The organism is Pseudoalteromonas shioyasakiensis (assembly GCF_001550135.1).
In the GTDB taxonomy this organism is placed as follows: domain Bacteria; phylum Pseudomonadota; class Gammaproteobacteria; order Enterobacterales; family Alteromonadaceae; genus Pseudoalteromonas; species Pseudoalteromonas shioyasakiensis.
Genome location: NZ_LRUE01000005.1, coordinates 104,587 through 122,746, shown reverse-complemented (window position 1 = coordinate 122,746; position 18,160 = coordinate 104,587). Strand labels below are relative to the sequence as shown.

At 41.5% G+C, this 18,160-nt stretch carries 12 protein-coding genes; 7 read left to right on the top strand and 5 right to left on the bottom strand.

Going from position 1 to position 18,160, the window contains the following annotated elements; translation table 11 throughout:
• Positions 1-53: 53 nt before the first annotated feature.
• The 5 genes from PASHI_RS02405 (at position 54) to argA (ending at position 8,163) form a co-directional block, all read left to right on the top strand.
• Entirely contained in the window at positions 54-2,873 is a 2,820-nt protein-coding gene (locus tag PASHI_RS02405) for a 2-oxoglutarate dehydrogenase E1 component (RefSeq protein WP_062564462.1), read from the top strand.
• 3 nt (positions 2,874-2,876) lie between these two features.
• Positions 2,877-4,412 (top strand): 2-oxoglutarate dehydrogenase complex dihydrolipoyllysine-residue succinyltransferase, encoded by a 1,536-nt coding sequence (gene odhB / locus PASHI_RS02400; protein WP_062564461.1) that lies wholly within the window; start codon positions 2,877-2,879, stop codon positions 4,410-4,412.
• Between the two features lie 177 nt (positions 4,413-4,589).
• Positions 4,590-5,756, top strand: a complete 1,167-nt coding sequence (gene sucC / locus PASHI_RS02395) for an ADP-forming succinate--CoA ligase subunit beta (RefSeq protein ID WP_054561566.1) — start codon at positions 4,590-4,592, stop codon at positions 5,754-5,756.
• Positions 5,756-6,628 (top strand): succinate--CoA ligase subunit alpha, encoded by an 873-nt coding sequence (sucD, locus tag PASHI_RS02390; RefSeq protein WP_054561565.1) that lies wholly within the window; start codon positions 5,756-5,758, stop codon positions 6,626-6,628. The genes sucC and sucD overlap by 1 nt, the downstream gene beginning before the upstream one ends.
• A 194-nt stretch (positions 6,629-6,822) precedes the next feature.
• Positions 6,823-8,163 carry an amino-acid N-acetyltransferase gene (gene argA / locus PASHI_RS02385; RefSeq protein WP_054561564.1) on the top strand — a complete coding sequence of 447 codons (1,341 nt, stop codon included), beginning with the start codon at positions 6,823-6,825 and terminating at the stop codon, positions 8,161-8,163.
• A 76-nt stretch (positions 8,164-8,239) separates the two neighbouring features.
• Here argA and PASHI_RS02380 read toward each other — a convergent pair whose 3' ends face one another.
• Positions 8,240-9,310: a DUF3083 family protein gene (locus PASHI_RS02380; RefSeq protein ID WP_062564460.1), complete on the bottom strand. Its 1,071-nt coding sequence runs from the start codon at positions 9,308-9,310 to the stop codon at positions 8,240-8,242.
• Between the two features lie 228 nt (positions 9,311-9,538).
• Here PASHI_RS02380 and glnS point away from each other — a divergent pair, with 228 nt between their 5' ends.
• Positions 9,539-11,206 carry a glutamine--tRNA ligase gene (glnS, locus tag PASHI_RS02375; protein ID WP_062564586.1) on the top strand — a complete coding sequence of 556 codons (1,668 nt, stop codon included), beginning with the start codon at positions 9,539-9,541 and terminating at the stop codon, positions 11,204-11,206.
• An 85-nt stretch (positions 11,207-11,291) separates the two neighbouring features.
• On the opposite strand, the gene PASHI_RS02370 is transcribed toward glnS, so the two are convergent.
• Positions 11,292-13,703, bottom strand: coding sequence for a TonB-dependent receptor (locus PASHI_RS02370; protein WP_062564585.1), 2,412 nt, complete (start codon positions 13,701-13,703; stop codon positions 11,292-11,294).
• Positions 13,704-13,869: 166 nt separating this feature from the next.
• Between PASHI_RS02370 and PASHI_RS02365 the strand changes: the two genes are divergently transcribed.
• A complete protein-coding gene (locus tag PASHI_RS02365) occupies positions 13,870-14,397 on the top strand; it encodes a YaeQ family protein (RefSeq protein ID WP_062564459.1) in 528 nt (175 codons plus the stop codon).
• Here PASHI_RS02365 and yfaE read toward each other — a convergent pair.
• From yfaE to nrdA, 3 genes are all read right to left on the bottom strand, one after another.
• Positions 14,394-14,666, bottom strand: a complete 273-nt coding sequence (gene yfaE, locus PASHI_RS02360; protein WP_062564458.1) for a class I ribonucleotide reductase maintenance protein YfaE — start codon at positions 14,664-14,666, stop codon at positions 14,394-14,396. The genes PASHI_RS02365 and yfaE overlap by 4 nt on opposite strands.
• A complete protein-coding gene (gene nrdB / locus PASHI_RS02355; protein WP_055021951.1) occupies positions 14,666-15,796 on the bottom strand; it encodes a class Ia ribonucleoside-diphosphate reductase subunit beta in 1,131 nt (376 codons plus the stop codon). The genes yfaE and nrdB overlap by 1 nt, the downstream gene beginning before the upstream one ends.
• Before the next feature lie 70 nt (positions 15,797-15,866).
• Positions 15,867-18,152 (bottom strand): class 1a ribonucleoside-diphosphate reductase subunit alpha, encoded by a 2,286-nt coding sequence (gene nrdA, locus PASHI_RS02350; RefSeq protein ID WP_054561557.1) that lies wholly within the window; start codon positions 18,150-18,152, stop codon positions 15,867-15,869.
• Positions 18,153-18,160 lie beyond the last annotated feature (8 nt).

The window sequence follows — 18,160 nt, the reverse complement described above, 5'->3', positions numbered from 1 at the left end:
ACCACCTTGTTTTTACAACAATTAATTTCTGCGCTAAAGAAAAGGGCTTATAAATGCACGAAGGTGTGATGAAGGCATGGCTAGAATCTTCTCACTTAAACGGCGGTAACGTTGCTTACGTAGAAGAGCTTTATGAAGCGTACTTAGATGATGCGACTTCTGTGCCAGAAGAATGGCGAGAAGTGTTCGAACAATTACCAAAAGTTGATGGTGTGGATGTTGACGTTAAACATTCAGAAGTTCGTTCACAATTTGCACAGCTTGCTAAAAACAAGCATAGAGAAGTAGTGGTAGCAGAGGGTGGCTCTGGCGATCCTAAACAGGTCAAGGTGCTACAACTTATTAATGCTTTCCGTTTCCGTGGTCACCAAAATGCCAACCTAGATCCATTAGGTATTTGGCAACGCGAACGTGTTCGTGATCTAGAATTAGAGTACCACGATTTATCTGAAGCTGATTTTGACCGTGAATTCAATGTGGGTTCGTTTGCTGTCGGTCGCGAAACCATGCCATTAGGTGAGCTATATCAAGCACTCAAAACGACTTATTGTGGGTCGGTAGGTGCTGAGTATATGCACATCACTTCAACTGAAGAAAAACGTTGGTTACAACAACGTTTAGAATCAGTGCAATCACGTCCAACGTTCTCTAAAGAAGAAAAGCTACGTATCCTTAAAGGATTAACAGCTGCAGATGGCCTTGAAAAATATTTAGGGGCTAAGTTCCCTGGTGCAAAACGTTTCTCACTTGAAGGTGGTGACGCATTAGTACCAATGCTTAAAGAACTAATTCATCGTGCAGGTGAAAGCGGACAAAAAGAAGCTGTTATTGGTATGGCTCACCGCGGTCGCTTGAACGTACTAGTGAACGTCTTAGGTAAAAACCCATCAGAATTATTCGATGAGTTCGCTGGTAAACACAAAGACACATTAGGCTCAGGTGATGTTAAATATCACATGGGTTATTCATCTGACTTTGCAACTAACGGTGGCAACGTGCACATGGCACTTGCATTTAACCCGTCTCACTTAGAAATCGTTAACCCAGTGGTTATGGGTTCGGTACGTGCTCGTTTAGACCGTCTAGGTGATAAGTCAGGTATTAAAGCATTACCAATTACTATTCACGGTGACTCTGCAATCGCAGGTCAAGGTGTTGTACAAGAAACATTTAACTTATCGCAAACTAACGCATTTAGTTGTGGTGGTAGTATCCGTATCGTTGTAAATAACCAAGTTGGTTTCACAACGTCTAAACAGTCTGATGTACGTTCTACACCATACTGTACTGATATTGCGAAAATGGTTCAGGCACCAATTTTCCACGTTAACTCTGACGATCCTGAAGCGGTTGCATTTGTTACTCAAATCGCACTTGATTTCAGAAACCAGTTTAAACGTGATGTAGTGATTGATTTAGTGTGTTATCGCCGTCATGGTCATAACGAAGCGGATGAGCCGAACGCGACTCAACCACTTATGTACCAAAAAATCAAAAAGCATCCAGTACCTCGTCTAATTTACGCAGACCAATTAGTTGCTGAAGGTTCATTCTCAGAAAATGAAGTTAAAGCACTTGCTGATGATTACCGTAACGGTTTAGACAAAGGCAACTGTGTTGTTGAAGAAATTCAACTAGAAACATCACACTCTTCTGATTGGGCTAAGTTTGTTGGTCACGATTGGGATGTTGAGTACGATGCAACAGTATCGGTTGAAAAGTTAAAAGAGCTTGGCGAAAAAGTAGCAAGCTTCCCAGAAAGCCACAAAGCACAGTCGCGCGTTAAGAAAATCTACGACGACCGTAAGCTAATGGCGACAGGTGAAAAACCACTTGATTGGGGTATGGCTGAAACACTTGCTTATGCAACCCTTGTTGATGCAGGTACAGATATCCGTTTAACAGGTCAAGATTCAGGCCGTGGTACATTCTTCCACCGTCATGCTGTTGTTCATAACCAAAAAGATGCATCAACATACTTGCCGCTGCAAAATATCAGCGAAAAGCAAGGTGCATTTGAAGTGTATGACTCAGTTCTGTCTGAAGAAGCAGTACTTGCATTTGAATATGGTTACGCAACAGCTGAACCTACGTCACTTGTAATGTGGGAAGCACAATTTGGTGACTTCGCTAACGGTGCACAAGTTGTTTTTGACCAATTCTTAAGTTCAGGTGAGCAGAAGTGGGGCCGTTTATGTGGTCTTACATGTTTACTTCCACACGGTTATGAAGGTCAAGGTCCTGAGCATAGCTCGGCACGTTTAGAGCGTTTCTTACAGTTGTGTGCTGATCACAACATGCAAGTATGTGTTCCTTCAACACCTGCGCAAGTTTATGCAATGCTTCGTCGTCAATCTGTACGTCCACTTCGTCGTCCATTGATTGTTATGACGCCTAAGTCGCTACTTCGTCACCCGTTGGCAACATCTTCACTTGAAGAGTTATCTGAAGGTGTGTTCCACAATATGATCGATGAAATCGATGATATTGCTGCGGATAAAGTAGAACGCGTTGTATTCTGTAGCGGTAAAGTTTACTACGAACTACTACAAGAGCGTCGTAAGCAAGAATTAAATAACATTGCTATTGTTCGTGTAGAACAATTATATCCATTCCCACACGCTGAGATGGATACAATCATGCAGCGTTACCAACACGTTAAAGATTTTGTTTGGTGTCAAGAAGAGCCACAAAACCAAGGTGCATGGTATTGTTCTCAACACCACTTTGTTGACGCAATCCCTGCCGGTGCTAAATTAACTTACGCAGGTCGTAAAGCATCAGCATCACCAGCGTGTGGTTATATGTCAGTGCATAATAAAGAACAACAAGCGCTAATTGCAGATGCGCTTACTATTGAAAAGAAAGGATAAGCAATGAGCACAGAAATTAAAGTTCCTGTACTTCCTGAGTCGGTTGCTGATGCTACAGTTGCAACTTGGCACGTAAGTGTTGGCGACAAAGTAAGCCGCGACCAAAACTTAGTAGATATCGAAACAGATAAAGTTGTTTTAGAAGTTGTTGCACCAAATGACGGTGTAATCACTGAAATTTCACAAGAAGAAGGTGCAACGGTACTTGGCGAACAAGTAATTGCATTACTTGGTGATGCAGATGCTGCACCAGCAAGTGACGAATCTGCACCAGCTCAATCAGAAGACGCGCCAGCGGCGCAATCAGCACCAGCTCAATCAGAAGACGCGCCAGCGGCGCAATCAGCACCAGCATCAGAAGGTAAAGAAGTGGACATTAAAGTACCTGTACTTCCAGAATCAGTCGCAGACGCGACAATTGCTACTTGGCACGTTCAACCAGGTGAAGCGGTAACTCGCGACCAAAACCTTGTTGACATCGAAACTGATAAAGTTGTTCTTGAAGTTGTTGCTCAAGAAGACGGTATCATGGGTGAGCACATTCACGCTGAAGGCGAAACAGTACTTGGTGAGCAAGTAATTGGTACAGTTAAAGCGGGTGCAGCACCGGCAGCAGCTCCTAAAGCTGAAGCAGCACCAGCAAGCGAATCAAATGACAGCTCTGACGTGTTAACGCCGTCAGTTCGTCGTTTAATCGCTGAGAAAGGCCTTGATGCATCAAAAATCAAAGGTACTGGCAAAAATGGCCGTGTAACTAAAGAAGATGTTGATACATTCTTAAAAGCACCGGCAGCAGCTCCTAAAGCGGAAGCAGCAGCGCCAGCAGCACCTATGGGTGACCGTACGCAAAAACGTGTTCCTATGACTCGTTTACGTAAAACAATCGCTAATCGTCTTCTTGAAGCGAAAAACTCAACTGCAATGTTAACGACTTTCAACGAAGTTAACATGAAGCCAATCATGGACCTTCGTAAGCAGTACCAAGAAGTATTCGAAAAGCGTCACGGTATCCGTTTAGGTTTCATGTCTTTCTACGTGAAAGCAGTTACTGAAGCACTTAAGCGTTTCCCTGAAGTAAATGCGTCTATCGACGGTGATGACATTGTTTATCACAACTACTTCGACATCAGCATCGCGGTTTCTACACCACGTGGTCTTGTTACACCAGTACTTAAAGACTGTGACAAGCTATCAGTTGCTGAAATCGAAAAAGGTATCCGTGAGCTAGCGCTTAAAGGTCGTGACGGTAAATTATCAATTGATGATATGACAGGTGGTAACTTCACTATCACTAACGGTGGTGTATTCGGTTCATTACTATCTACACCAATCATCAACTTACCACAGTCTTCAATTTTAGGTATGCACAAAATCCAAGAGCGTCCTATGGCTGTAAATGGTAAAGTTGAAATCTTACCAATGATGTACTTAGCGTTATCTTATGATCACCGCCAAATCGATGGTAAAGAATCAGTAGGTTTCTTAGTAACAATTAAAGAGTTACTTGAAGATCCGACTCGTTTACTACTAGATGTTTAATCTGGTTGTATGAAAACTAAGCTGTGAACCTCGTTCACAGCTTTTTTTTTGCGCCTTTGGTCTAACTGGGGTTTTCATGTGGAGCCTTGGGATTTATACTAAGTGCGCAATTTGGGATAGCTGTTTATTTTGCATAAATATTCAGCTCTTTTAGTATAAAAAATTGGATAAAGCATCATGAATTTGCATGAGTATCAGGCAAAACAACTTTTTGCCGAATATGGTTTACCAGTTTCTCAAGGTTTCGCTTGCGATACACCTGAAGAAGCTGCAGCAGCTGCTGAGAAAATCGGCGGTGATATGTGGGTTGTTAAAACACAGGTTCACGCAGGTGGCCGTGGTAAAGCTGGCGGTGTTAAGCTAGTTAAAACAACTGACGAAGTTAAAGAGTTCGCTGCGAACTGGTTAGGTAAAAACTTAGTTACTTACCAAACAGACGAAAATGGTCAGCCAGTATCAAAAATTCTTGTTGAAAGCTGCACTGACATCGCTAACGAATTATATCTTGGCGCTGTAGTAGATCGTGCTTCTCGTAAAGTTGTTTTCATGGCATCTACTGAAGGTGGTGTTGAAATCGAGCAAGTTGCAGAAGAAACTCCAGAACTAATTCACAAAGCTGAGATCGATCCACTAGTTGGTCCTCAAGCTTACCAAGCTCGTGAGTTAGGCTTCAAACTAGGTTTAAACCCTACTCAAATGAAACAGTTCGTTAAGATCTTCATGGGTCTTGCTAACATGTTCAACGATTTCGATTTCGCTCTATTAGAAATCAACCCTCTAGTAATCACAGACGAAGGTAACCTTCACTGTCTAGACGGTAAAATCGGTGTAGATGGTAACGCGCTTTACCGTCAACCTAAAATCCGTGAAATGCACGATCCTTCACAAGAAGATGCGCGTGAAGCTCACGCTGCAAGCTTTGAGCTTAACTACGTTGCACTAGACGGTAACGTTGGTTGTATGGTTAACGGTGCAGGCCTAGCAATGGGTACTATGGACATCGTAAACCTACACGGTGGCAAGCCAGCTAACTTCCTAGATGTTGGTGGCGGTGCAACTAAAGAGCGTGTATCTGAAGCATTCAAGATCATCTTATCTGACGACAACGTTAAAGCTGTTTTAGTTAACATCTTTGGTGGTATCGTACGTTGTGACATGATCGCAGAAGGTATCATCGGCGCAGTTAAAGAAGTAGGTGTTAACGTTCCTGTAGTAGTACGTTTAGAAGGTACTAACGCTGAACTTGGTCGTGAAGTACTAGCTAGTTCTGACCTTAACATCATCGCTGCTGAATCACTAACAGACGCAGCTGAAAAAGTTGTTGCTGCTGCGGAGGGCAAATAATGTCTGTATTAATCAATAAAGATACAAAAGTTATCTGTCAAGGTTTCACAGGTGGCCAAGGTACTTTCCACTCTGAGCAAGCGCTTGAGTACGGTACACAAATGGTTGGTGGTGTAAGCCCAGGTAAAGGCGGTCAAACGCACCTTGGTCTTCCAGTATTCAACACAGTACGTGACGCTGTTGAAGCAACTGGCGCAACTGCATCAGTTATCTACGTACCAGCACCTTTCTGTAAAGATGCAATCTTAGAAGCTATCGATGCTGGCATCGAGCTAATCGTTTGTATCACTGAAGGTATCCCAACACTAGACATGGTTGACGTTAAAGTTAAGCTTGATGAAACTGGTGTTCGTATGATCGGTCCTAACTGCCCAGGTGTTATCACTCCGGGTGAAACTAAGATCGGTATCATGCCTGGTCACATCCACAAGCCTGGTAAAGTAGGTATCGTATCACGTTCTGGTACTCTTACTTACGAAGCGGTTAAGCAAACTACTGACGCTGGTTTCGGCCAATCAACATGTGTTGGTATCGGTGGTGACCCAATCCCTGGCACTAACTTCATCGACGTTTTAGAAATGTTCGAAAAAGACGAGCAAACTGAAGCTATCGTTATGATCGGTGAAATCGGTGGTACTGCAGAAGAAGAAGCTGCAGAATACATCAAGCACAACGTGACTAAACCAGTTGTTTCTTACATTGCGGGTGTTACTGCACCTCCAGGTAAGCGTATGGGTCACGCTGGTGCAATCATCGCAGGCGGTAAAGGTACTGCTGATGAGAAATTTGCTGCATTAGAAGCTGCTGGCGTAAAAACTGTACGTTCATTAGCTGATATCGGTAATGCACTTAAAGAGAAAACAGGCTGGTAATCAGTTCTAATCTCTTAAAAAAGGCTCGCTTATGCGGGCCTTTTTTGTATCTATCACTTTTTTGTTCCCTACAAGAAAATTCCAATTATAAATTAAGAATAATAATGCTTTATTTGTGAATATAAATTCTCTACACTTGTGGCTTGTATATCTGTTTTTATTAAAACACTCGACTTTAATAAGGTAAATATTACGTGCGTACCACAGAATTGGTAGATGGATTTCGCCAGTCAACCCCATACGTTAATGCTCACCGCGGTAAAACATTCGTTGTTATGCTTGGCGGAGAGGCGATCGATCAGTCTGGTTGTCGCAGTATCATCAACGATGTCGCGCTATTAACTAGTCTTGGTATTAAGATTGTTTTAGTGTTTGGTGCTCGCCCACAGTTTAACGCAGCGCTTGAACAAGTTGGCATAACTAGTCAGTTTCATAATGAGATACGGGTAACTGATAACGCAACATTTGATGTAATTAAAAAAGTTGCGGGTGCAATGCAGTTCGATATAACCGCGCGTTTATCTACGTCTTTAAGTAGTACACCTATGTCTGGCTCATTTTTAAATGTGGTGAGTGGAAATTTTGTTATTGCTCAGCCTTTAGGTGTTGATGAAGGTGTTGACTATCATCATTCAGGTAGAGTGAGACGTATTGATGTTGCGGGTATTCGCCACCAGTTAGATAACAACGGAATTGTGCTGCTTGGGCCAATAGCGGCGTCTGTTACAGGTGAAAGTTTTAACTTAACTGCTGAAGAAATTGCTACGCAAGTAGCTCTCAAACTACGCGCCGATAAAATGCTTGGCTTTTGTAAAGAAGCCGGTATTTTGGATGAAAATGGTGAGGCGATTGCAGAGCTAATGCCAAATGAAGCTGAGCAGCTACTAGTAAACTATCGCAAGCAACCAGATTCATGTGTAAGCGCAACTGTTTTCTTACAAGCTGCAATTGATGCTTGTCGAGGTGGTGTACATCGTTGCCATCTTGTTAGTTACAAAGAAGATGGTGCACTATTACAAGAGCTGTTCTCTTTAGATGGTATTGGTACACAAATCGCACCGCAAAGCTCTGAGCAATTACGAAGTGCAAGTATTGCTGATATTACCGGTATCATTAACCTTATTAGACCCCTTGAACAGCAAGGCTATTTAGTGCGCCGTTCACGTGAACAGCTAGAAATCGAAATTGAACAATTTACGGTTATTGAGCGTGATGGACTTATCATAGCCTGTGCGGCTTTGTATCCGTTTGCTGATGAACAAGTAGGGGAGTTTGCAAGTTTGGCTGTGCACCCTCAGTACCGAGATGCCGATCGTGGCAGTTATCTACTGAGGTTTATTATTAATAAGGCTAAACGTGCAGGTTATTCACATTTATTTGCCCTCACCACACGCAGCATTCACTGGTTTTTAGAGCAAAGTTTTGAAATAGTGACCGTTGATGAGCTACCTGCGAAGAAAAAAGCGCTTTATAACCATGAACGCCGCTCTAAAGTATTGCGTCTAGATTTAACTAAGCTAGGAAATAAGAGGTGACGCATGCGTCACCTCTTATATACCCAAACCACCTAAAGGTTTGAGTTTCAGCATCTTGAGGAGCTTGGGTATACTCTTAATATTGATAGTTAATGTGTTGATAAAAACGCACGCGTAAATCTTGGCGAGTTGGATTAAATGCCAGCTCGTCAGTAACTTCATTTATCGCACTTTGCACTTGATTCATAAACTTACCATAACCAATGTCATGCTTGTCTTTATCGGCTGCGGCAATCACAAAATGTAGTGAATCTACAAGTTGATTTGCATCCCAATACTGTTGTAATTGCACCTGCTCAGAGCTGCAATCAAAGGTTAGTTTTTGCAGTTCGCTGTTACTTTGTGCGTTATCAATATTGCTATTACGAACAATAGGGCGGGTACCGTTAGCGATGAAAGCGCCGAGTGTTAATCCGCGTTTATCACATGCTCGTTTGAATGCATCAAAGATATATTGATAAAACTGCGTGTAATTCTCTTCATTCAACATATGCTGAAATTGCGTTTTAATGGCGCGAGTTACTGGAATCGAAAACCCAGCGTATGTCATCTCACTGTGTTCATTTGGTAAATGACATTGGCGAGACTGGTAACGTGGATATAAGCTACGTAATTTATAGCCATAGCTCTCTTTGTGACCTTTTGCTTTAGCAAATAAATCATAAGTTAGATGTTGGTGGTCACGAATTTTAAGAGGTGGTTGGCCGCTTAGTAGTTTTTCTTGTAGTGAGTTGATCACTCTTTGCACATTATGATGAAAACTAGCCGCATGAGCGCGAATATCTTCACCGGTCGCTAAGAATAATAAACGAATTTTTTTGCATTTTTGCTCACCATCAGCAAATACATTATGTGCTTCATGGTATTGTGGGTTATAGAAAAACAAAATTTGCTTAGCGGTTTCTAAGCTATATGCCTCATCATGGTAACGAACCACTGGCAGTTTATCGTTGGCGATTAGGTGTACATTATGTAATTCATACTCATCACATAGTGCAAATAACTCCCTTGCAAGACGCTTATAAGCACAGCTCACATTGGTGAACTGGGCAAAAAACTCATCAGTAGGTTTAAATTCAACTAACACATACTGGTTTGCACGTGCTGAGCTTGGAATATAGACTCGATGTTGATTGAGCGAAGCCATCTTTTTTCCTTATTGGTAGTGAAACTGACGGCACTATATCGCTAGTCAATGATCATTTTATTGCGTTAGAACAATTTTTTTACCGATTTTGTCGAGTCTGTGAACTATGTATTCAACAATCGACGTAATATCTTCAATAAACATGATGCAACCACTGTATGTTAGGGTTTGTTTTTGTAATAATGCATTAGTTTTGTCACCATGCAATATTCAGAGGATTATGCTCCTATGGCGGAAATTGAGAATCGCCCAAGTAACTTTATTAGAACGCGTATCGACGAAGATCTAGCAAGCGGTAAGCATGCGACTACGCACACGCGTTTTCCACCAGAACCAAACGGTTTTTTACACATTGGTCATGCAAAGTCTATTTGTTTGAATTTTGGTATCGCCCAAGATTATCAAGGTCTTTGTAACTTACGTTTTGATGATACGAATCCAGAAAAAGAAGACATCAACTACGTAAACTCGATTAAAGAAGATGTGCAGTGGTTAGGTTTCCAGTGGGATGGTGAAATTAAATATTCATCTAACTATTTCGATGCGTTATATGGCTATGCTGTTGAGCTTATCGAAAAAGGCCTAGCATATGTGTGTTTCTTATCGCCAGATCAAGCCCGTGAATACCGTGGTACTTTAAAAGAGCCGGGTAAAAACAGCCCATACCGTGATACGCCAGTTGAAGAAAACCTAGCGTTATTCGAAAAAATGCGTAATGGTGAATTCAAAGAAGGTGAGTGTGTACTGCGTGCTAAAATTGATATGGCAAGCTCATTCATGGTACTGCGTGATCCAATTATTTACCGTGTACGTTTTGCTCATCACCACCAAACAGGTGACAAGTGGTGCATTTACCCAATGTACGACTTCACGCACTGTATTTCAGATGCGCTAGAAGGTATTACACATTCATTATGTACGCTTGAGTTCCAAGATAACCGTCGCTTATACGATTGGGTATTAGATAACATCAGCCTTGAGTGTCATCCTCAACAAATCGAGTTCTCACGATTAAATCTTGAGTACACCATTATGTCTAAGCGTAAATTAAACGACTTAGTGGTAAATGGTCATGTTGAAGGCTGGGACGACCCACGTATGCCAACGATTGCTGGTTTACGTCGTCGTGGTTATACACCTGCATCAGTACGTGAGTTCTGTTCTCGTATCGGTATCACTAAACAAGAGAACATGGTTGAAATGGGCATGCTAGAAGCCTGTATCCGTGAAGACCTAAATGAACATGCACCTCGTGCAATGGCTGTTCTTGATCCTGTGAAGATTGTTATCGAAAACTATGACGCAGATAAAGTAGAGACGTTATCTGTTGCTAATCACCCGAATAAAGAAGAGATGGGTCGCCGTGACGTACCTTTCACTCGTGAGCTTTATATCGAGCGTGAAGACTTCCGTGAGGAAGCAAACAACAAGTTTAAGCGTTTAGTTCTTGATAAAGAAGTACGTTTACGTGGTGCTTATGTAATTAAAGCTGAGCGCGTTGAAAAAGACGAAAACGGCGAAATTACGACTATCTTCTGCTCTTACGATCCTGAAACTCTGGGTAAAAACCCAAGTGATGGCCGTAAAGTTAAAGGTGTAATTCACTGGGTATCAGCAAGTGAATCTATCACAGCTGAAGTTCGTTTATACGACCGTTTATTTAACGTGCCAAACCCAGCGGCAGCAGAAGACTTTAACGCAACACTAAACCCTGAATCACTTGTGGTTCTTGAAAATGCGAAAGTTGAGCCGTCAATTGCAAATGCACAAGCAGAGCAGGGCTTCCAGTTTGAGCGTACAGGTTACTTCTGTCGTGATAGCAAAGCAGAAACATTAGTATTCAATCAAACTGTGGGTCTTCGTGATTCATGGGCGAAGATTGAACAAAAGGGCTGATAGCTAATCTATTTAGTTTCTATGCTTAATAAAAAACCCTTTCACTTTAAAAGTGAAAGGGTTTTTTTATAACTATTAAAAGCGATTAGAAATAACCGCGAATACCCAAGCTGAAATTACGACCAGGTAGTGGTGCTTTTTCTTTAATGAATGAGCTGTGTACGAAACCAAGTTCATCAGTTAAGTTGTCAACATTAATGTAAAGCTGTGTATCAACAGGACCTAAGTCAAGTTGGTAGTTAGCTGATGCATCAAATAGGGTATAGCCGTCAGTTTTTGTCTCGTAAGCAGTAATGTCAGACTGCTCAAAATAATGAGTACCTGTTAGGCTAAACTTCCAATCAGACACTGTGTACTGTAATTCAGAACCCAGTTTATTAGCAGGGATACGAGGTAAGTAACCTTCATCATCTTTTAGCTTAGCCGTTGTTGAATCACCAAACACTTTAACTAGCGCACTTGGCGTCATTTGATAGTGTACATCAAATTCAATACCGTATAATTTCGCATCTTTACTTGTGAATTGGTAAACCGCCATTGCATCTTCATCTGCATCAGCTGCTGATTCTAAGCCATGCTCTTCATCAAAAACTAAACCGGTATTTTGCTGGTAGTAATAGTTTTCAATGTCGTTATAGAAGAAGTTAACTGTGTAACCAAAGTCACCAATAAAACGACGGAAACTTAAATCAAAGTTCGTTGCAGTTTCTTGCTCGATATCTTCTGGCTCAAAATGAATTTCGCCATCTTCAATATGATAACCAAGGCCTAGCTCGTAAGTACCTGTTGAGATATGAATACCGTTTGAAAGTAATTCAGCACTTAGCGGCGCACGTTCTGAACGAGATACACTTAAAGCAACACTTTGGCCTTCTTGATATTGCCAAATTGCACCTGCAGATAAGCTTAGGTTTGTGAAATCTTCACTGTAGTTAATGATTTCAGCTTCTTCTTCGTCATGGTGCTCTTCTTCCTCTTCATGATCGTGATGATGCTCAGCCATGCTTACAGCAGAATCGATTTGATAATCTTCAAGGCGTGCACCTAGCTCAATGGTCACATCACCAAACTGGCGCTCTTCAAGAACGAATAACGCGTTTGTTTTAGTGACACTTGCTGGCGTAAAGGCTTCTTCACCATCTGCATCATAGTCAGACTCAGTGTAGTGATAACCAGCCATACCGTGCCAAAGGCCTAACTTGTGCTCAACGGTTGCCCGAGCTTCGGTTGTTTTGTTTGTAAACACGGTGCCCACTGCACCATCTTCAATTTCAGCGTGTTTGTAGTCTGTGTAGCCAACGCGTAGTGAGATATTTTCAATCCAGTTATCATGAAGTGCATAGCTCATGTAACCTTGCCAGCGGTCTTGCTCTAGCTGTGCAAATACTGATTCTTCGTGCTCTTCTTCACCTTCATGTTCATCATGATCTTCCTCTTCTTCTTCATGATGATGATGCTCATGACCAGGAATACCGTAATCTGTTTCGATGCGGCCGAATGACACACCTAGCGTTAGATGATCGCCCACGTAACTAGTACCAAAGTTAACTGTTTGGCTATCGATAAAGGTGTTTTCTACGCTGTTAGCTGTTTCGTGTTCTTCATGCTCTTCACCTTCATGTTCCTCGTGCTCTTCATGTTCTTCAGGGAGCTCAAAGTTTGGCGTGTCATAATCGTGACCTTTGCGCTTTGTACCATCAAAATGGAAGTTGAAACCATCATTACCGGTTTCAAGTTTTGCAGCATAGGTGTTGGTATTTGATACTGTATCGTGTGTGTATTGTGCAGCACCGGTTAAAGACTCGATGTTATCGGTAGGAATACGGTTATCAACAACGTTCACCACACCACCGATAGCGCCAGAGCCATAAAGTAGGGTAGCAGGGCCGCGAAGTACTTCGATTTGCTCTGCTGCTAGGCTATCATTTGATGTTGCGTGGTCAGGGCCAATACGTGATGCATCACTGCTATCAAGGCCATTTTGGGTGATCTTTACACGCGGACCATCTAAACCACGAATAATTGGACTTGATGAAACTGGGCCAAAGTAGCTTGCATTAACGCCTGGTAAACCTTTTAGTGTTTCGCCTAATGTCGGTTTTGCTTTATCTTTTAACTCATCACCGGCTAAAACATTCACTGGCGAAATCATTTCAAGACTATTTTTATGAAGTGCTGATGCATAAACAACAACAGTTTCAACTGATGTTGGTGTAAGCGTAACCACAACATTTTGGTCTTCGCCATTAATAGCAACACGCTTATCGATGAAATTGTTTTTACTGATGTGAAGCTGACCTTTATTGTCTACATCAATTTTAAACTGACCTTGTTTGTCAGTGACAACGCTTTTTGATTTGCCGTGTACATGTATTTCAGCATTGCTGATTGGTTGTTGGTTTTTATCTAATACTTGACCTGTGATCACAGCAGCCATTGTTGATTGAGAAAACAGCGCAGCGGCAACAGCACTAGAAAGAATTGAAACTTGTTTCATCATTACTACTTCTAAGTTTGTTGTTGAGTGTGGTGATATAATATAACACCGCAACTTTTTAACTGCAATAACGTTATACTATAACTTTACCTATACCTTAACCCTAAGTCGCGATTTTAACACCATACACTATACTTAGACTGTTACACTGAGATGGCCAAATCTTATGTCTGATAAAAATAGGGTATTTAAAGCAAATTTCACCATTGCTGATTTAAGAGAGCACCGCAATCACAAAGAGGTGTTTACCACTGCTTGTGATCGTCGTGAAAGCTATCAACACTTTGTACTTAAACTTTTAAGTTATTGCTTATTTTCACACAACGAAACAGCCATATTGAATGCAAGGTTCAGTCATGGTGAACCAGATGTGTCAATAAAAGCGCTTGATGATCATTATCAAACATGGCTTGTTGTTGACCAACCAGATATTTTACAGCTCAACAAAATCGCTAAGCGGGTCGATGAACTATGGGTCGTGACAACCTTAAATAACGACTGGCTTAAAGAAAATGAGCACCAGTTGGAACTTATCAATAATGGTCATTTAATTGCGTTTGATAACAGCTTTATTGAGGAATTAGCGAGTCATCTAACTAAAAACTTACAGTGGGATGTTACGATTGATCAGCAAATGGTGAGTGTGTCAGATAAAGAAAATTTCTACCAAACCAGTGAGCTTATTTGGCATTAAAGCTCAATTTTTACCTTCCCATTGGGTTTACTACAACACAGCAATACTTCGCCTGTTCGAACGAACGCAAGCGGCTCTTGATTGTAGCTCACATCACCTTCGACTAATTTTGCACGGCAGGCGCCACAATAACCTTCACGGCATTGGTAGGGGACATCTATTTTGTTTTGTTCTAGGCATTCAAGGAGAGATGAACAGCCAGAATCAAATTCAAGATTCTGGCTGTCTGTTCCTGCAAGGATAACCTCTGCAGTTTTGTTTGAGCTCATTACAGGTCGAAGTCACCAAAGTCAGATGCATCAACTTGAGAGTCAATTTGACCAACAAGGTAAGAGCTGATTTCAGCTTCTTGTGGAGCAACTTGAACGTTGTCTGATACTAACCAAGAGTTGATCCACGGAATAGGGTTACTCTTACTTTCAAACTGTGCAGGTAGGCCTACTGCAGTCATACGTGCATTAGTGATGTATTCAACGTATTGGCATAAGATATCTTTGTTAAGACCAATCATAGAACCATCTTTGAACAAGTATTCTGCCCAATCTTTCTCTTGTTCAGCTGCTTCAACAAACATCTGAATTGCTTCTTCACGACATTGTGCTGCAACGATTGCCATTTCTGGGTCGTCTTTACCTTCTTGCATAATGTTCAAGATGTGCTGTGTACCAGATAAGTGTAACGCTTCATCACGGGCGATTAGCTTGATGATTTTTGCATTACCTTCCATTAATTCACGCTCAGCGAAAGCAAATGAACAAGCAAAGCTTACATAGAAACGAATCGCTTCTAAGATGTTAACCGACATCATTGCAAGGTAAAGTTGCTTTTTAAGGTCAAATAAGCTGACTTTAACTTCTTCACCGTTGATCACATGTTTACCTTCACCGTATAGGTTGTAAACAGAAATCATGCTGATTAAATCATCGTAATACTTAGTTACCGCATCAGCACGCTCACTGATTTTCTCGTTGCTTACGATATCGTCAAAGATAAGTTCAGGAGATTGCGTAACGTTACGAATAATGTGTGTGTATGAACGGCTGTGAATGGTTTCACTAAACGCCCATGTTTCAATCCAAGTCTCTAGCTCAGGAATAGACACAATAGGTAGTAACGCAACGTTAGGTGAACGACCTTGCACACTATCAAGTAGCGTTTGATATTTTAAGTTGCTTAAAAAGATGTGCTTTTCGTGCTCTGGTAACGCTTGGAAGTCAAGACGGTCTTTACTTACATCAACTTCTTCAGGACGCCAAAAGAACGAAAGTTGCTTTTCGATTAGCTTTTCGAAGATAGGGTACTTTTGTTGGTCGTAACGTGACACGTTTACCGTTTGGCCGAAAAACATCGGTTCTTGTAATTGGTTATTATGATTTCGGCTAAAAGTTGTATATGACATAGTGATTTCTCAAAAAACAGTCAGGACAAAGCGGGCTAATGAGCCCGCTTTTGTTATGTTATTAATTTAATTAGATTTTACAAGCGCCGCCTGCACAACCGTCATCTTCTACCTCTGGTGTTAACTCATCTTGAGAGTCTGATGCACCATCACGTGTGTTGTGATAGTACAGGGTTTTAACACCAAGTTTATACGCAGTCAGTAGGTCTTTTAATAGCACCTTCATAGGTACTTTACCGCCTTCGTACTTAGATGGATCATAGTTAGTGTTTGCAGAGATCGTTTGGTCAACGAATTTTTGCATAATACCAACCAGTTGTAGGTAACCATCGTTTGAAGGAATATCCCACAGTAGCTCGTAGTTATCTTTCAGATTTTCATAATCTGGCACTACTTGCTTTAAAATACCATCTTTACTTGCTTTAACGCTGATATGACCACGTGGTGGCTCAATACCATTTGTTGCGTTAGAGATTTGCGATGATGTCTCTGAAGGCATAAGGGCAGATAGCGTTGAGTTACGCATACCGTGCTCTTTAATGCTTTCGCGTAATGAATCCCAATCTAAGTGAAGCGGCTCTTCACAGAACTGATCTAGGTCACGTTTGTAAGTATCTGTTGGCATAATGCCTTGAGAATACGTTGTCTCGTTAAATTTAGGACACGCACCACGTTCTTTCGCTAACTCATTTGATGCTTTCATTAGGTAATATTGAATTGCTTCAAATGTTTTGTGAGTTAGGGCATTTGCGCTGCCATCTGAGTAACGCTTACCATTTTTCGCTAAGTAGTATGCGTAGTTAATAACACCAATACCTAGCGTACGACGACCCATAGTCGCGTTTTTAGCCGCAGGAACAGGGTAGTCTTGGAAATCAAGTAAGTTATCAAGGGCACGTACTGCAAGTTCAGCAAGCTCTTCTAATTCATCAAGTGATTCAATTGCACCTAAGTTAAACGCCGACAGCGTACAAAGTGCAATTTCACCTTCTTCATCCATTACATTGCTAAGTGGCTTAGTTGGTAATGCAATTTCTAAACATAAGTTAGATTGACGAATAGGTGCCACAGTCGAGATGAACGGGCTGTGCGTATTACAGTGGTCAACGTTTTGTAAGTAGATACGACCTGTGCTCGCACGCTCTTGTGCAAACATTGAGAATAACTCAATCGCCTTAATACGTTTTTTACGAATTGACTCGTCTTGTTCGTATTTGATATATAGCTCATCAAACTTTGCTTGATCTTCAAAGAACGCATCGTATAGACCTGGTACATCTGAAGGGCTAAATAATGTGATGTAATCGTCTTTGATTAAACGGCTATACATTAATTTGTTGAACTGCACACCGTAGTCAAGGTGACGTACACGGTTATCATCAACACCACGGTTGTTCTTAAGAACAAGTAGGTTTTCAACTTCTAAGTGCCAAAGTGGGTAGAACAACGTTGCTGCGCCGCCACGAACACCACCTTGTGAACAGCTCTTAACTGCTGTTTGGAAGTGCTTATAAAACGGAATACAACCTGTGTGGTACGCTTCGCCGTTACGAATAGGGCTACCAAGCGCACGGATGCGACCGGCATTAATACCAATACCCGCACGTTGTGAAACGTATTTAACAATCGCAGACGATGTTGCATTAATAGAATCTAGGCTATCACCACATTCAATAAGTACACATGAGCTGAACTGACGTGTAGGGGTACGTACACCAGCCATGATAGGTGTAGGTAATGAAATTTTGAATGTAGATACTGCATCATAAAAACGCTTGATGTAATCAAGGCGTGTCTCTTTTGGATAATCAGAGAATAAGCTTGCAGCAACTAAGATATATAAAAACTGTGCACTTTCGTAGATTTCACCAGTAACACGGTTTTGAACTAAATACTTACCTTCAAGTTGCTTTACAGCAGCGTAGCTGAAGTTTAAGTCACGGTTGTGATCGATGTAAGCATCTAACTCGTCAATTTCTTGCTCGGTATAATCAACAAGTAGATGTTGATCATAACGCTTGTCTTCAACTAATTTCGTGATGTGATCGTATAAGCGTGGTGGCTCAAATTGACCGTACGCTTTTTTACGTAAATGGAATACAGCTAAGCGAGCAGCTAGGTATTGGTAATCAGGCGTATCTTTAGAGATCTGATCAGCTGCAGCTTTGATGATTGTTTCATGAATGTCATCGGTACGAATGCCGTCGTAAAATTGAATATGTGATTTTAATTCAACTTGTGAGACAGACACATTCTCTAGACCTTCTGCGGCCCAAGCGATCACGCGATGGATCTTATCTAGATCAAGTGACTCTTTACGGCCGTCACGTTTGCTTACAGATAGCTGTTGGTTCATAGTTTTGC

Bases quoted from the DNA above. Each gene is read 5' to 3' on its own strand.
- PASHI_RS02405 (WP_062564462.1), top strand. From the start codon at position 54: ATGCACGAAGGTGTGATGAAGGCATGGCTAGAATCTTCTCACTTAAAC.
- odhB (WP_062564461.1), top strand. From the start codon at position 2,877: ATGAGCACAGAAATTAAAGTTCCTGTACTTCCTGAGTCGGTTGCTGAT.
- sucC (WP_054561566.1), top strand. From the start codon at position 4,590: ATGAATTTGCATGAGTATCAGGCAAAACAACTTTTTGCCGAATATGGT.
- sucD (WP_054561565.1), top strand. From the start codon at position 5,756: ATGTCTGTATTAATCAATAAAGATACAAAAGTTATCTGTCAAGGTTTC.
- PASHI_RS02380 (WP_062564460.1), bottom strand. From the start codon at position 9,310: ATGGCTTCGCTCAATCAACATCGAGTCTATATTCCAAGCTCAGCACGT.
- glnS (WP_062564586.1), top strand. From the start codon at position 9,539: ATGGCGGAAATTGAGAATCGCCCAAGTAACTTTATTAGAACGCGTATC.
- PASHI_RS02370 (WP_062564585.1), bottom strand. From the start codon at position 13,703: ATGAAACAAGTTTCAATTCTTTCTAGTGCTGTTGCCGCTGCGCTGTTT.
- PASHI_RS02365 (WP_062564459.1), top strand. From the start codon at position 13,870: ATGTCTGATAAAAATAGGGTATTTAAAGCAAATTTCACCATTGCTGAT.
- yfaE (WP_062564458.1), bottom strand. From the start codon at position 14,666: ATGAGCTCAAACAAAACTGCAGAGGTTATCCTTGCAGGAACAGACAGC.
- nrdB (WP_055021951.1), bottom strand. From the start codon at position 15,796: ATGTCATATACAACTTTTAGCCGAAATCATAATAACCAATTACAAGAA.
- nrdA (WP_054561557.1), bottom strand. From the start codon at position 18,152: ATGAACCAACAGCTATCTGTAAGCAAACGTGACGGCCGTAAAGAGTCA.